This window comes from Candidatus Pelagibacter sp. PS_06 (assembly GCF_059418045.1).
Genome location: NZ_CM182078.1, coordinates 1,196,595 through 1,210,677 on the forward strand (window position 1 = coordinate 1,196,595; position 14,083 = coordinate 1,210,677).

A 14,083-nucleotide genomic window follows, 5' to 3' on the forward strand; every position below is an offset into this window, starting at 1 on the left:
TTTTAATTTATGGGTTCTTTATAGATAAAATTATAAATTTTTACATAGAATAAGACATTTTTAAAAAAAATTGACATAATAAATAACATCTAGTACAAAATTTATGCGCTGATTTAACTGAATTGCGAGCGCTTAAAAAAAACCGCTAAAATTGTTTTTTTTCTCTCAATTCAAATAATAGCATTTATTATGAATACAGAATTAAACTTAAAAACTCTGATAGTTAAAAAACCACTTAAACTGGATTGTGGAAAAACTATTAATGATTTTCCCATTGCATATGAAACTTATGGAACTTTAAATAAACAAAAAGATAATGCTATTTTAGTTTTTCATGCACTTACAGGTGATCAATTTGTAACTGGTCTAAATCCAATTACAAATAAAGGTGGCTGGTGGTCTTATGCTGTAGGCCCTGATAAGGCAATTGATACAAACAAATATTTTGTAATCTGCTCAAATGTAATTGGTGGATGCCTTGGCTCATTTGGGCCAAGTCACAAAGATCCAAATACACAAAAAGTTTTTGGTACAAATTTTCCTGTGATCACCATTAATGACATGGTAAATGCACAGAATAATTTACTAGATCACTTTGGTATAGAAAAACTTTTTTCTATTGTTGGAGGATCAATGGGAGGAATGCAAGTTCTGCAATTTATTAGTAATTTTCCAGATAAGGCTAAAACTGTAATTCCTATTGCATGTACCTCGAGTCATTCGGCACAAAATATTGCATTTAATGAACTTGGAAGACAGGCGATTGCTGCGGATAACAATTGGAATGAAGGAGATTATGGTTCCAAGGATACTATACCCAATAAAGGTTTGGCAGTTGCAAGAATGGCTGCTCACATCACATATCTTTCAAAAAAAGGTCTTCAAGAAAAATTTGGTAGAAAATTACAAGAAAGAGAAGATCTTAAATTTGGATTTGATGCTGACTTTCAAATTGAAAGTTACTTGAGATACCAAGGGTCAGTTTTTGTAGATAGATTTGATGCAAATAGTTACCTTTATATTACAAGAGCTATGGATTACTTTGATTTAGCTAAACAATTTAACGGAAATTTGTCAGATGCTTTTAAAGATACCAAGGCTAAATTTTTCATAATATCTTTTACATCAGATTGGCTTTACCCTACTCAGGAAAATAAAGATATTGTAATTGCTTTAAATGCTATTGGTGCTGATGTGGGTTTTGTTGAAATTGAGTCAGACAAAGGACATGACTCTTTCTTACTTGATGTTCCAGACTTTCTAAATGCTCTTAAAAATTTTTTAGACAAATCTTATACAGATAATTAATCATGAAAAATGAATTCAAAGTTATTGCTGATTTAATTGAAAAAGATAAAAAAGTTTTAGATGTTGGGTGTGCTGATGGTACTTTAATGAAATTTTTAAAAGATAATAAAAATATTAACATTAGAGGATTAGAAATCTCAAAAGATAAAGTTCAAAAATGTATAGCAAAAGGTCTAACGGTAATTGAAGGAAATGCTGAAAAAGATTTAATACAATTTCCAGACAAATCTTTTGATTATGTTATTTTAAGTCAAACACTTCAGGCATTTTTAAATCCTGAACTGGTAATAAATGAATTATTAAGAGTTGGAAAAAAAGCAATAGTTACCATCCCTAATTTTGGTTTTTGGAAAATTAGACTTCATTTATTAACTAAAGGAACAATGCCTATAACTAAAACATTACCTGATGAATGGTATAACACTCCAAATTTACATATGTGTACAATTAAAGATTTTGATTATTTTGTTAAATCTAGAAATTTTAAAATTTTCAAATCGATAGCTCTAAATAACGAAAGCGTATCATCAATTAATGATACTAATTTGGGTCTTAAAAATTTATTTGCCGATCTAGGTATATTTTTAATTGAAAAATAATATGAGAATAGAGATAATTCCCTGCTTAAAAGATAATTACAGTTATTTAGTAATTGATGAATCTAATAATACAGCATGTGTAATTGACCCAAGTGAATCTAAACCAGTTATTAATTTTATTGAAAAAAAAAATATTACTCTAAAATATATTCTAAATACACATCATCATTTTGATCATATTGGAGGAAATATAGATCTAAAAAACAGATATAATTCAATTGTAGTTGGGTATAAAGATGACGTTAATAGAATTCCAGAGATCCAAGTTTTACTTGAGGATGGTCAAATTTGGAAAGCTGATAACTTTGAGGCAAAAATTATTCATGTACCTGGTCATACCTCAGGTCATATTAGTTTTCATTTTTTTAAAGAAAAACTAATCTTTACTGGTGACACACTATTTTCTCTTGGTTGTGGAAAAATTTTTGAAGGCACTTATCAAGAAATGTTTAACTCTTTAGGAAAGATAAAAAGCCTTCCTGATGACACTAAAATTTATTGTGGACATGAATACACACTTCAAAATTCCAAGTTTTGTATCAAACATGAGCCTGAAAATATAAATTTACAAAACAAAATATCAAAAATTAATGAAAAGCTTAAAAACAACTTGCCCACTATCCCCTCTAGCATCAAAGATGAAATAGAATGTAATATATTTTTAAGAGCAAAAAACGTTGAATCCTTTTCAAAATTGAGAGATTTAAAGGATAATTTCTAGTTAATTCGACTTGACTAAAACCTTGCTACAACTATATTGCGTTAACTTAAATTTAAATTCTTACTATGTCTTACGCAATAATAAAAACAGGTGGAAAACAGTATAAAGTAAAAGCTGGTGAAATCCTGAAAATTGAAAAATTACCAGACTCAAAACCTGAGTCCAAGATAGAATTCAACGAAATACTTGCATATGGAGATGATAAATCTATAGAAATAGGTACCCCACATGTTGAAGGTGCTAAAGTAGAAGCTGATTTAATTAAAAATGGTAAGGATAGAACTATTTTAATCTTCAAAAAAAGAAGAAGACATAATTCAAGAAGAAAAAATGGTCATAGACAAGAACACACAATGATTAGAATTAATAAAATTTTTTCTAAAGATGGTAAAGTTTTATCTGAAGCAGAAAAAATGGTTAAACCAACTAAAAAAGTTGAAGCTGAAGTTAAACCAAAAACAGAAGCGGCAAATAAATAAATTAGGTAAGTTATGGCAACAAAAAAAGCAGGTGGATCATCGAGAAACGGACGAGATAGTGCTGGACGAAGACTTGGTGTTAAAAAGTATGGTGGTGAGACGGTAATACCTGGAAATATAATTGTAAGACAAAGAGGAACTAAAATTTTTCCTGGCGAAAATGTTGGAATGGGTAAAGATCATTCTATTTTTTCAATAGTAAAAGGTAAAGTTGTATTCAAAAAATCTAAAGCAGACAGAACTTTCGTTTCAGTAAAGCCCAATTAATAATACAACTTAAATAGATGTTGTATTATGAAATTCCTAGATCAAGTAAAAATTTATACTAAAGCTGGAAACGGTGGCGATGGCTCACCAAGCTTCAGAAGAGAAAAATATGTTGAATATGGAGGCCCCGATGGAGGTGATGGAGGAAAGGGTGGATCAATAATTTTAAAGGCTGAAGAAAATCTTAACACACTTATAGATTATAGATACCAACAACATCATAAGGCACAACGAGGAGAAAATGGTGCTGGACAAAATCGTACAGGTAAAGGAGGTGACGATTTATTTCTAAAAGTGCCCCTTGGAACTCAAGTTTTTGAAGAAGACAACAAAACTTTACTATTTGATTTTAATAAAAGAGGAGAAGAGTTTGTCGTTGCTATTGGTGGCAAAGGTGGACTTGGAAATACTAGATTTAAAAGTTCTACAAATAGAGCTCCAAGAAAATTTACCAAAGGTGGAATTGGAGAAGAGTTTACAATTTGGCTTCAATTAAAAACAATCGCTGACATTGGAATAATTGGCTTACCAAATGCTGGAAAATCAAGTTTGTTAGCTGCAATAACAAACGCAAATCCAAAAATCGCAAATTATAGATTCACTACTTTAAATCCTAATTTAGGAGTTGCATCTTATGATGATAAAGAAATTACTATTGCAGATATTCCAGGACTTGTAGAGGGCGCTCATGAAGGTGTTGGTCTTGGTATACAGTTTTTAAAACATATAGAGAGATGTAAATCATTATTGCATCTTATAGATATTACTAACTTAGATTTAAATGAGTCTTATGAACAAGTTAAAAATGAATTAAAAAGTTACAGCTCAAAATTAATTGATAAAAAAGAGCTTGTAGTACTTAATAAAATAGATTTAGTAGATGAAGATACCGTTAAAGATGTAATTGATTATTTCTCAAAAGGTAAAAATTGTGAAATAATGACTATGACTACATTAGAAAAAGACTCTATATCTAAAATTAAAGCTAAACTTTTGTCATATGTCTCTTAAGAGCTCTAAAATAATTGTTGTTAAAATAGGATCTTCACTTCTCGTTGATAGTAATAAAAAAATTAGAAAAAAATGGCTTTCTAGTTTTGCAAAAGATATCAAAAAATTAAAAGATAAAAATCAAAAAGTAGTAATTGTAAGCTCAGGCGCAATAGCGCTTGGATGCAAAAAAATGAATATAAATAAAAAAACGATTAAACTTGATAAGAGTCAGGCTATAGCTTCAATCGGACAAATCGAATTGATGAACTTATTTTCTCAAACATTTACAAAATATAAGCTAAATATATCACAAATCCTATTAACTCTTGAAGATACAGAGGAAAGAAGAAGGTCTTTAAACGCTAAGAGAACCTTTGAAAATTTATTCGATTTAGGTTTTATTCCTATCGTTAATGAAAATGACACAATAGCTACAACTGAAATAAAATATGGTGACAATGATAGACTGGCGTCTAGAGTTGCACAAATTTCAGATGCTGACACTTTAATTCTTCTTTCAGATGTAAATGGTCTTTACACAAAAAATCCAAAAATTTATAAAGATGCTGAGTTAATCAAAAATGTAAATGATATAAAAAAAGATTTAAAAGAGATTAATATTAAAGGTGTAAACGAATATGGCAGTGGTGGAATGGAAACTAAAATTGAAGCAGCAAAAATCTGTCAATTAGCAGGCTGTAATATGGTTATAGCAAATGGACTACACTTAAATCCTATCTCAATGATTAATGAAAAAAATAATTGTACGTGGTTTAATTCTAAAGTTTCAAAGCTTGATGCTAGAAAAAAATGGATCATAAGTTCTATTGCGCCAAAAGGATCAATTATAATTGATGATGGTGCAAAAAAAGCACTAAGATCTGGAAAAAGCTTATTAGCAGCTGGAATTAAAAAAATCTCAGGAAAATTTAATAAAGGGGATCATGTTAAAATTTTAGATAAAAAAAATAATGAATGTGCAAGAGGCTTGAGCTCCTTTACCTCTGATGAAATAGTTAAGATTATGGGACATCATTCTAATCAAATAGAGAAATTATTGGGTTATGTTGCTAAATCAGAAGTAATTCATAAAGATGATATGGTAGAAATTTAGAATGAATAAAATGATGAATTTAATAGGTGTCAAAAGTAGAAAAGCATCTGAAAAAAAAGTTGATATAGACACCAAAAATAAAGTCTTAAAATTTTATGCTGAATTGCTTGATAAAGAAAATAAATCAATTTTAAGAGAAAACTCAAAAGATATTAAATTTGCACAAAACAAAGGAATAAAAGAAAATTTGATTAACAGATTAAGAATTGATGGGGTGAAACTCAAAAATATTAAAAACTCTATTATTAAAATTTCAAGTCTAAAAGATCCCGTAAATGTAACTCTAAAAAAATGGAGTAGACCTAATGGATTAAATATCAAAAGAGTAACTATTCCAATTGGAGTGATTGGTGTTATTTTTGAAAGTAGACCCAATGTAACATCTGATGTGGCAAGTTTATGTTTTAAATCTGGTAACGCTGTAATTCTTAAAGGAGGATCTGAGGCAATAAATACCAATAGAATATTAGCAAAATTATTTCGACAAGCTCTTCGAAAAAACAAAGTTGATGAAAATTATATTCAATTTGTAGACTCTAAAGATAGAAAAATGGTCGATACCATGCTCTCAAAAATGAAAAAATATATAGATGTAATAATTCCTAGAGGTGGAAAAAACTTAGTTAAAAGAGTTCAAGAATTTTCAACAGTTCCAATAATTGGTCACTTAGAAGGTATTTGTCATACATTTGTAGATAAAGATGCGGAGCTAAATATGGCATCGAAAATTATTTATAATGCAAAATTAAGAAATACAGCCATTTGCGGTGCAACAGAAACTATTTTACTTCATGAGAAAATAGTAAAAAAATTTTGTAATCCAATTTTAAAAAGACTTGATGATCAAAATTGTAAAATATATGGAGACAATATCATAAGAAAATACTTCAAAGGTAAAGTGTATCCAGCCAAAGAAAAGGATTGGTCTACAGAATATTTGACAGCAGCGGTATCGGTTAAAGTTGTGAAGAGTGATGAAGAAGCCATTCATCATATCAATAAATATGGAACAATGCATACTGACTCCATAATTACTAAAAATAAAAAAACAGCTAATAAGTTTTTAAAAAATGTTAAAAGCTCTATTGCAATGCATAACACTTCAACACAATTTGCTGATGGTGGTGAATTTGGTTTTGGTGGTGAAGTAGGTATATCGACAAATACACTTCCCCCGAGAGGCCCAGTTGGTTTAGAACAATTAGTTTCATACAAATATGAAATTTCAAGTAAAGGAAAAATAAGAAAATAAACTAGATATTTAAAATGAAAATTGGAATTTTAGGAGGTTCATTTGATCCAGCTCACAAAGGACATCTAGCAATATCTAAAGAAGCTAGAAAAAGATTTAAACTTGAAAAAATTATTTGGGCAATCACTAAAAAAAATCCACTCAAAGCTGAAAGCAAAACACCAATTTCTAAAAAGATAAAAGATTGCAAAAAAATAATAGGACTAAATTCTTTCATAAAAGTTAAATTTTATGAAAATATTATAAAATCTAATAAGACTATTGATTTAATCAACTATCTTAAAAAAGATAAAAACATTGAAATTTTTTTTTTAATGGGAGCAGATAACTTAATCAGCTTTCATAAGTGGTATAAATCAAAATTAATTTCACAAAAATGTAATATCATTGTATTTGATCGTCATGGTTATAAAAAAAATTCTTTAAAATCAAAGACATTTAAGAGACTCAATAATAAAACACTTACATTTGTAGAGTTTAAAAAAGTCAACATTTCATCTTCTCAATTAAGAAAAATTTGATAGTCTGATTTTAATTAATGGATAAAATTTCAGATCTCAAATCAGTTGTAATAGACACACTGGATCTAAACAAAGCACAAGATATTGTCACTATTGATCTTAAAGATAAAAGCTCAATGGCTGACTATATGATAATTGCAAGTGGCACGTCTTCAAGACACATTCAGTCTTTATCAGAACAAGTTTTAGAAAAGTTAAAGGATAATGGAATTAAAAATTCTAAAATAGAGGGTAAAGAAAGTAATGAGTGGAAACTTGTTGATGGTATTGATTTAATTGTACATATTTTTCATCCAGAAAAAAGAAAGTTTTATGAACTTGAAAAAATTTGGTCTGAACTATTACCAAAAGAAAAAGTCATTATATGAAAAAAATTCAATTTTATTTAATAATTTTTTTATCCTCTTTTTTTTTTCATATTCGATAAATTCAGCTGAAATAGATATTTATAAGAAAATTGATTTATTTGGTGAGGTCCTCGAAAAAATAAATAAAGAATATGTGGATGAAATTAATCAATCTGAAAGTATGGACTCTGCCATCAATGGTCTTCTTCAATCACTTGATCCCTATTCATCTTATATGTCACCAGAGATATTTCAAGAAATGCAAACAGAAACTAGTGGTGAGTTTGGTGGTCTTGGAATTGAAGTCAGCATGGAAGCTGGTGTTGTAAAAGTTATTACTCCCATAGATGATACGCCCGCATCTAAAGCAGGAATTAAAGCTGGGGACTACATTGTAAAAATAGATAACGTTCAGGTGCAAGGAAAGTCATTGAGTGAAGCAGTTGATCTAATGAGAGGTCTAGTGGGTACTGATATTGAACTCACTATAAGACGACGAGGAGTAAAAAAAGCTCTCAATTTAAAAGTAACAAGAGAAATTATTGAAGTTCAATCTGTAAAATCAGATCTTTTGGAAAATAATATTGGGTACATTCGATTAACTTCTTTCAATGATAACAGTAGTGATCAAATCAAAAAACAAATAAAAAAATTAAAAAAAAATGAAAACTTAAAAGCATTCATTTTAGACCTAAGAAATAATCCTGGTGGCTTATTATCTCAAGCAATAAAAATTTCTGACTTTTTTCTACAAAATGGAGAAATAGTATCAACAAAAAGTAGAAGGAAATCAGAAAATAGAAAATGGTTTGCAAGAAAAGGAGATATTACTGAAGGAAAGCCTTTAGTGGTACTAATCAACTATGGTTCTGCATCAGCATCAGAAATAGTTGCAGGAGCGCTCAAAGATCACAAAAGAGCTATTGTGCTCGGCGAAAATAGTTATGGTAAAGGATCAGTACAATCAATAATTCCTCTAAAAAATAAAGGGGCCATAAGACTAACAGTTTCAAAATATTATCTTCCATCTGGAAAATCTATATCTGAAGTTGGGGTAAGACCAGATATTGAAGTAAATGAAGAAGGTGATGATTTTAGAATCAAAACTGATACTGATAATCAACTAAATTACGCAATAAAACTATTAAACGGATAGTATGAATAAAAATTTTGGCGAATTACCGCTAAGAACTGGTGTAGGAATAATTTTATTAAATAATGAGAATAAAGTTTTTGTTGCAAGAAGAATAGATAATGCAAAAAAATTTTGGCAAATGCCTCAAGGAGGTGTTGATGATGGTGAAGATTTCTTAAAAGCAGCCTACAGGGAGCTAGAAGAAGAAACTAGTGTTAAAAGTGTAGAATTAATAAAAGAACTAGATGGCACAATTACCTATGAACTTCCAGATCGTTTACTGGGCATTATTTGGAAAGGTAAATATAAAGGCCAAAAACAAAAGTGGTTTTTAATGAAATTTGTTGGAGATGAAAAAGAGATTAATATTAAAACTAAAAACCCAGAGTTTTTAGATTGGAAATGGATAGATCTTGATCAAATCACAGAGGTTGTAGTAGATTTTAAACTACATGTTTATAAAGAACTTCAAGAAAAAGTTAAACAAATTATTAATTAAGAGATTTTAATACTTCAATTTTTTGATCAACTAAATACTTAGATTGGTCGTTTATTTCAGGATTACTTGCTTCCTCCTCAGCTAATTTTAATAAATCTTGCTGTTTAGATTTATCTAAATCTGTAAGATTAAATATTGAGCTAGTTAGAATTGATAAATTATTATTTTTAAATTCAACAATGCCATCTTCGACATAATAATTTTCAGCACCAGATTTTGATAAAATTTTTATAACCCCAGGTTTTAAAAATGAGATAATAGAAATGTGATCTTTAAGTATTCCCATTTCACCTTCAAATGCAGGTACAACAACTTCTGAAGCATCTTCTTTAACTAAAAAAGATTTTTCTGGGTTTACTATCTCAATTTTAAACTCTTCACTCATTAAGCAGCTGCTTCCTTGGCCATTTTATCAGCTTTTTCTATCGCTTCTTCTATAGTTCCAACCATATAAAAAGCTGCTTCTGGAAGATGATCATAATCACCTTTACAAATCGCAGCAAAACCTTTTATTGTTGAATCTAAATCAACCAGTTTCCCTGGAGATCCAGTAAACACTTCTGCAACAAAGAATGGTTGAGATAAAAATCTCTGTATTTTTCTTGCTCTAGCTACAACTAGCTTATCTTCCTCTGATAATTCATCCATACCTAAAATGGCAATAATATCTTGTAAAGATTTATAAGTTTGTAGAATTTTTTGAACTTCTCTTGCAACTCTATAATGCTCATCACCAACTATTCTAGGGTCCAAAATTCTTGAAGTAGAATCAAGTGGGTCGACTGCAGGATAAATACCAATTTCTGCAATTTGTCTTGAAAGAACGGTAGTTGCATCCAAGTGAGCAAATGAGGTTGCTGGCGCAGGGTCAGTTAAGTCATCGGCTGGTACATAAATCGCCTGTACCGATGTAATTGATCCTTTGTTAGTTGTAGTAATTCTTTCTTGAAGGTTACCCATATCAGTTGCAAGTGTAGGCTGATAACCAACAGCTGACGGTATTCTTCCCAATAGGGCTGACACCTCAGAACCTGCTTGTGTAAATCTGAAAATGTTATCTACGAAAAAAAGAACGTCTTGTCCTTCTTGATCTCTAAAATACTCAGCTACAGTTAATCCTGTAAGAGCTACTCTAGCTCTAGCCCCAGGAGGTTCGTTCATTTGTCCATAAACTAGTGCAGCTTTAGATCCAGCTCCATCTTTCTTGATTACACCTGAATCTATCATCTCATGGTATAAATCATTTCCTTCTCTAGTTCTCTCTCCAACACCTGCAAAAACTGAAAAACCACCATGCGCTTTTGCAACGTTGTTAATTAATTCCATAATTAAAACTGTTTTTCCAACTCCAGCTCCACCAAATAAACCAATTTTACCACCTTTGGCATATGGTGCTAATAAATCAACTACCTTAATTCCAGTAACTAATATTTCTGTTTCTGTTGACTGATCACTAAATTCAGGAGCTGCTCTGTGGATTGGCCACTTTTCTTTTGTTTTAACTTCACCTTTTTCATCGATAGGTTCACCAATAACGTTTATAATTCTTCCTAAAGTTTCTGGTCCAACAGGAACTTGGATGGGTGCTTTAGTGTTTATAACCTCATCACCTCTCTTTAATCCTTCGGTAGCATCCATTGCAATTGTTCTAACTGTAGATTCTCCTAAATGCTGAGCAACCTCTAAAACTAGTCTATTGTCTCCATTTTTACACTCTAATGCTGATAAAATTTCTGGAAGATCTTCATCAAATTTAACGTCTACTACTGCTCCAATGATCTGTGTGATTTTTCCTTTGCTCATAATTATAAACTCTCTGCTCCTGATATGATTTCTATTAGTTCTTTAGTAATTGCTGCCTGACGACTTCTATTATACTCAATAGTAAGCTTGTCAACCATTTCACCTGCGTTTCGGGTTGCATTGTCCATTGCACTCATTCTTGAGCCCTGTTCACTAGCTGAATTCTCTAACATCGCCTTAAATATTTGTGTTGAAATATTTTTTGGCAGTAAATTGCTTAAAATTTCATCCTCATCTGGTTCAAACTCGTAACTATCATCAGATTTATCTTCTTCTGAATTTTCAACATTCAAAGGAATTATTTGTTGAGCTTGAGGAATTTGCGTAATTACATTTTTGAATTGGTTATAAAAAATAGTACAAACATCAAACTCTTCAGCTCCAAATTTTTCAATAACCATTTTACCAACTTTTTCAGCATCAAAATAATTGGCATGTTTAGATTCTTTAAATGAAATATTGGCAATTATCTTATCACCATAAGCTCTTTTAAGTTGATCGTTACCTTTAGAACCCACAGTAATGATCTTTAAATCTTTTCCATCTTCTGCAAGTTTTGCAAAATAGCTTTTGGCTTTTTTAATTATATTTGAATTAAAGCCACCACATAAACCTCTATCAGAAGTCATCACAACACAAAGGTGCACTTTATCATTACCTGATCCAGATAATAATTTTGGAGCATTTTCTTTGTCAGAAATCCCACTAGAAAGATTTAGAATTATATTATTCATTTTTTCTGAATAAGGTCTTCCTTTCTCAGCACTTTCTTGAGCCCTTCTAAGTTTTGCTGCTGCTACCATCTTCATAGCTTTTGTAATTTTTTGTGTAGATTTTACACTAGCTATTCTTTTTTTAAGGTCGTCTAAACTTGCCATAATAAATTAAGATTTAAAGTTTTCCTTTAATTGAGTAATTACTTCGATTAGTAATTTTTCTTTATCGTCTTCAAGTTTACCTGAGCTTTGAATTGAATCAATTATTTCAGGTTTATCTGACTTACATTTTTCAATGATTTTGTTTTCAAATTCAGCAATATCTTTTAATTCAATATCATCCAAATATCCCTTTACTCCACAGAAGACAGAAATAACTTGTTCTGCTACTGTCATTGGTGAATATTGTTTTTGTTTAAGAAGTTCAGTTAATTTTGAACCTCTGTTCAAAAGTTGCTGTGTTGATGCATCTAAATCAGAACCAAATTGAGCAAAAGCAGCCATCTCTCTGTATTGGGCTAATTCCAATTTCATCGATCCAGAAACTTTTTTCATCGCTTTTGTTTGTGCTGAAGAACCAACTCTAGAAACTGATAATCCAACGTTAATCGCTGGTCTAATTCCTTGGTTAAAAAGTTCAGTTTCTAAGAAAATTTGACCATCAGTAATTGAAATCACATTAGTTGGAATAAACGCTGATACGTCACCTCCTTGTGTTTCAATAATTGGAAGGGCAGTTAATGAACCTCCTCCATGCTCATCACTTAACTTAGCAGCTCTTTCTAATAATCTACTATGGAGGTAGAATACATCACCAGGATAAGCTTCACGTCCTGGAGGTCTTCTTAACAATAGAGACATTTGTCTATAAGCAACAGCTTGCTTAGATAAATCATCATAAATAATTAATCCATGCATTCCGTTATCTCTAAAATATTCACCCATTGTACACCCTGTGTAAGGCGCTAAAAACTGAAGTGGCGCTGAGTCAGATGCTGTTGCTGCAACTATTGTCGTGTACTCCATTGCTCCAGCTTCTTCTAATGTTTTTTGAATTTGTCTTACAGTTGATCTTTTTTGACCAATAGCAACATAGATACAATAAAGTTTTTGTTTCTCGTCACCAGACTCGTTAATTTTTTTTTGGTTGATAATTGCATCAATTGCAACTGCAGTTTTACCCGTTTGTCTATCACCAATAATTAATTCACGTTGACCTCTTCCAACTGGAACCAAACTATCGATAGATTTTAGACCTGTTTGCATAGGTTCACTAACTGATTGTCTTGGAATAATTCCAGGAGCTTTAACTTCAACTCTACTTTTTTTAACACTTTTATCTAAAGGTCCTTTACCATCAATGGGATTTCCTAAACCATCAACAACTCTACCTAATAATTCTTTTCCAACTGGAGTATCAACAATGTTTCCAGTTCTTTTTACAGTATCACCTTCTTTGATATTTCTGTCATCGCCAAAAATTACAACACCGACATTTTCACTTTCTAAGTTTAAGGCCATACCTTTAGATCCATCAGCAAACTCAACCATCTCCCCAGCTTGGACATTGTCAAGACCATAAATTCTAGCAATACCATCTCCTACTGATAGTACTTGCCCAACTTCGGTTACTTCTGCTTTATCACCAAAATTTTTAATTTGTTCTTTTAGTATCTTTGTTACTTCTGAAGGATTTATTTCCATTTATGCCTCTATCATTCTGTTTTCGATTTGTTGTAATTTATTTTTAATTGAGGTGTCCACCATAGTACTTCCAACTTGTACTACCAAACCTCCTATTAAACTTTCGTCATGTTTGTAGTTTAATTTTATTTTTGAACTAAAGTTTTTAGTAAGCTCATCTGTGATTTTAGAAATCTCATCACTAGATAGTTCTTTTGCAGACTTTAACTCAGCTTTTAATTCTCCTCTTTTTTTAGAGCATGTTTCAATAAAACTTTTTAAAATTTGCTCTACATAAAAAAAACGTCTTTTAGTAACTAAAAAACCTAAAAAACTTTTTAATAAATTCTCAAATTTATTATCATTTGAAATATTTTCTATAACCTTTAAAAGATTTTCTTGGTTATTTGTAGGGTCTTTAATTAAATTTGAAAAATCTTTACTTGAAGAAATTAAATTTAATATAGATGAGGATTGATTTTCAACTTGTGAAAGAGCATTATTCTCGCTTGCTAGTTCGTACAATGCTAAAGAATATCTTTCAGCTGAAGTTATTGAAAATCCCTTATTTTTACTCAACTTGGTACCTCTGTTATATTGAAGATTATTTTAAAATCACGCTTTAATTAGCATATGACCATTATGT

17 protein-coding genes are annotated in these 14,083 nt (G+C 30.5%); 12 read left to right on the top strand and 5 right to left on the bottom strand.

All coding sequences use genetic code 11. From position 1 onward, the window contains the following. Nucleotides 1-189 precede the first annotated feature (189 nt). The 12 genes from metX to AC5SLZ_RS06220 all read left to right on the top strand — a co-directional run bounded on the left by metX (nucleotide 190) and on the right by AC5SLZ_RS06220 (nucleotide 9,235). A complete protein-coding gene (gene metX, locus AC5SLZ_RS06165; RefSeq protein ID WP_028035973.1) occupies nucleotides 190-1,308 on the top strand; it encodes a homoserine O-acetyltransferase MetX in 1,119 nt (372 codons plus the stop codon). A gap of 2 nt (nucleotides 1,309-1,310) precedes the next feature. Beyond that, nucleotides 1,311-1,907 carry a methionine biosynthesis protein MetW gene (gene metW, locus AC5SLZ_RS06170; protein WP_028035974.1) on the top strand — a complete coding sequence of 199 codons (597 nt, stop codon included), beginning with the start codon at nucleotides 1,311-1,313 and terminating at the stop codon, nucleotides 1,905-1,907. Nucleotide 1,908: 1 nt separating this feature from the next. Continuing rightward, nucleotides 1,909-2,628, top strand: coding sequence for a hydroxyacylglutathione hydrolase (gloB, locus tag AC5SLZ_RS06175; RefSeq protein WP_494615428.1), 720 nt, complete (start codon nucleotides 1,909-1,911; stop codon nucleotides 2,626-2,628). A gap of 65 nt (nucleotides 2,629-2,693) precedes the next feature. Continuing rightward, the gene (gene rplU / locus AC5SLZ_RS06180; RefSeq protein WP_028035976.1) at nucleotides 2,694-3,107 is read left to right on the top strand and encodes a 50S ribosomal protein L21; all 414 of its coding nucleotides are present in this window, start codon (nucleotides 2,694-2,696) and stop codon (nucleotides 3,105-3,107) included. Nucleotides 3,108-3,119: 12 nt separating this feature from the next. Further along, entirely contained in the window at nucleotides 3,120-3,374 is a 255-nt protein-coding gene (gene rpmA / locus AC5SLZ_RS06185; RefSeq protein WP_028035977.1) for a 50S ribosomal protein L27, read from the top strand. A 27-nt stretch (nucleotides 3,375-3,401) separates the two neighbouring features. Further along, entirely contained in the window at nucleotides 3,402-4,385 is a 984-nt protein-coding gene (cgtA, locus tag AC5SLZ_RS06190) for an Obg family GTPase CgtA (RefSeq protein ID WP_494615430.1), read from the top strand. Further along, nucleotides 4,375-5,481, top strand: coding sequence for a glutamate 5-kinase (gene proB, locus AC5SLZ_RS06195; protein ID WP_494615431.1), 1,107 nt, complete (start codon nucleotides 4,375-4,377; stop codon nucleotides 5,479-5,481). Before cgtA ends, proB begins: the two co-directional genes overlap by 11 nt. A 1-nt stretch (nucleotide 5,482) precedes the next feature. Beyond that, nucleotides 5,483-6,733 carry a glutamate-5-semialdehyde dehydrogenase gene (locus AC5SLZ_RS06200; protein WP_494615432.1) on the top strand — a complete coding sequence of 417 codons (1,251 nt, stop codon included), beginning with the start codon at nucleotides 5,483-5,485 and terminating at the stop codon, nucleotides 6,731-6,733. A gap of 14 nt (nucleotides 6,734-6,747) precedes the next feature. Then, nucleotides 6,748-7,254: an adenylyltransferase/cytidyltransferase family protein gene (locus tag AC5SLZ_RS06205; protein WP_034412089.1), complete on the top strand. Its 507-nt coding sequence runs from the start codon at nucleotides 6,748-6,750 to the stop codon at nucleotides 7,252-7,254. Between the two features lie 17 nt (nucleotides 7,255-7,271). After that, a complete protein-coding gene (rsfS, locus tag AC5SLZ_RS06210; RefSeq protein ID WP_494615434.1) occupies nucleotides 7,272-7,622 on the top strand; it encodes a ribosome silencing factor in 351 nt (116 codons plus the stop codon). Continuing rightward, nucleotides 7,567-8,757 (top strand): S41 family peptidase, encoded by a 1,191-nt coding sequence (locus tag AC5SLZ_RS06215; RefSeq protein WP_494615435.1) that lies wholly within the window; start codon nucleotides 7,567-7,569, stop codon nucleotides 8,755-8,757. The genes rsfS and AC5SLZ_RS06215 overlap by 56 nt, the downstream gene beginning before the upstream one ends. A gap of 1 nt (nucleotide 8,758) precedes the next feature. Further along, nucleotides 8,759-9,235: an RNA pyrophosphohydrolase gene (locus AC5SLZ_RS06220; RefSeq protein WP_494615436.1), complete on the top strand. Its 477-nt coding sequence runs from the start codon at nucleotides 8,759-8,761 to the stop codon at nucleotides 9,233-9,235. Here the strand turns inward: AC5SLZ_RS06220 and atpC are convergent. The 5 genes from atpC to atpH are packed head-to-tail and all read right to left on the bottom strand — an operon-like array spanning nucleotide 9,228 to nucleotide 14,016. Next, a complete protein-coding gene (atpC, locus tag AC5SLZ_RS06225; RefSeq protein ID WP_028035985.1) occupies nucleotides 9,228-9,620 on the bottom strand; it encodes an ATP synthase F1 subunit epsilon in 393 nt (130 codons plus the stop codon). The two genes, AC5SLZ_RS06220 and atpC, sit on opposite strands and share 8 nt — an antisense overlap. Further along, nucleotides 9,620-11,038 carry a F0F1 ATP synthase subunit beta gene (atpD, locus tag AC5SLZ_RS06230; protein ID WP_028035986.1) on the bottom strand — a complete coding sequence of 473 codons (1,419 nt, stop codon included), beginning with the start codon at nucleotides 11,036-11,038 and terminating at the stop codon, nucleotides 9,620-9,622. Before atpD ends, atpC begins: the two co-directional genes overlap by 1 nt. Nucleotides 11,039-11,040: 2 nt before the next feature. Beyond that, nucleotides 11,041-11,916, bottom strand: coding sequence for a F0F1 ATP synthase subunit gamma (locus AC5SLZ_RS06235; RefSeq protein ID WP_028035987.1), 876 nt, complete (start codon nucleotides 11,914-11,916; stop codon nucleotides 11,041-11,043). 6 nt (nucleotides 11,917-11,922) lie between these two features. Further along, nucleotides 11,923-13,458, bottom strand: coding sequence for a F0F1 ATP synthase subunit alpha (gene atpA, locus AC5SLZ_RS06240; RefSeq protein WP_271487867.1), 1,536 nt, complete (start codon nucleotides 13,456-13,458; stop codon nucleotides 11,923-11,925). Continuing rightward, entirely contained in the window at nucleotides 13,459-14,016 is a 558-nt protein-coding gene (gene atpH / locus AC5SLZ_RS06245) for an ATP synthase F1 subunit delta (RefSeq protein ID WP_028035989.1), read from the bottom strand. Nucleotides 14,017-14,083 lie beyond the last annotated feature (67 nt).

Bases quoted from the DNA above. Each gene is read 5' to 3' on its own strand.
- metX (WP_028035973.1), top strand. From the start codon at position 190: ATGAATACAGAATTAAACTTAAAAACTCTGATAGTTAAAAAACCACTT.
- metW (WP_028035974.1), top strand. From the start codon at position 1,311: ATGAAAAATGAATTCAAAGTTATTGCTGATTTAATTGAAAAAGATAAA.
- gloB (WP_494615428.1), top strand. From the start codon at position 1,909: ATGAGAATAGAGATAATTCCCTGCTTAAAAGATAATTACAGTTATTTA.
- rplU (WP_028035976.1), top strand. From the start codon at position 2,694: ATGTCTTACGCAATAATAAAAACAGGTGGAAAACAGTATAAAGTAAAA.
- rpmA (WP_028035977.1), top strand. From the start codon at position 3,120: ATGGCAACAAAAAAAGCAGGTGGATCATCGAGAAACGGACGAGATAGT.
- cgtA (WP_494615430.1), top strand. From the start codon at position 3,402: ATGAAATTCCTAGATCAAGTAAAAATTTATACTAAAGCTGGAAACGGT.
- proB (WP_494615431.1), top strand. From the start codon at position 4,375: ATGTCTCTTAAGAGCTCTAAAATAATTGTTGTTAAAATAGGATCTTCA.
- AC5SLZ_RS06200 (WP_494615432.1), top strand. From the start codon at position 5,483: ATGAATAAAATGATGAATTTAATAGGTGTCAAAAGTAGAAAAGCATCT.
- AC5SLZ_RS06205 (WP_034412089.1), top strand. From the start codon at position 6,748: ATGAAAATTGGAATTTTAGGAGGTTCATTTGATCCAGCTCACAAAGGA.
- rsfS (WP_494615434.1), top strand. From the start codon at position 7,272: ATGGATAAAATTTCAGATCTCAAATCAGTTGTAATAGACACACTGGAT.
- AC5SLZ_RS06215 (WP_494615435.1), top strand. From the start codon at position 7,567: ATGAACTTGAAAAAATTTGGTCTGAACTATTACCAAAAGAAAAAGTCA.
- AC5SLZ_RS06220 (WP_494615436.1), top strand. From the start codon at position 8,759: ATGAATAAAAATTTTGGCGAATTACCGCTAAGAACTGGTGTAGGAATA.
- atpC (WP_028035985.1), bottom strand. From the start codon at position 9,620: ATGAGTGAAGAGTTTAAAATTGAGATAGTAAACCCAGAAAAATCTTTT.
- atpD (WP_028035986.1), bottom strand. From the start codon at position 11,038: ATGAGCAAAGGAAAAATCACACAGATCATTGGAGCAGTAGTAGACGTT.
- AC5SLZ_RS06235 (WP_028035987.1), bottom strand. From the start codon at position 11,916: ATGGCAAGTTTAGACGACCTTAAAAAAAGAATAGCTAGTGTAAAATCT.
- atpA (WP_271487867.1), bottom strand. From the start codon at position 13,458: ATGGAAATAAATCCTTCAGAAGTAACAAAGATACTAAAAGAACAAATT.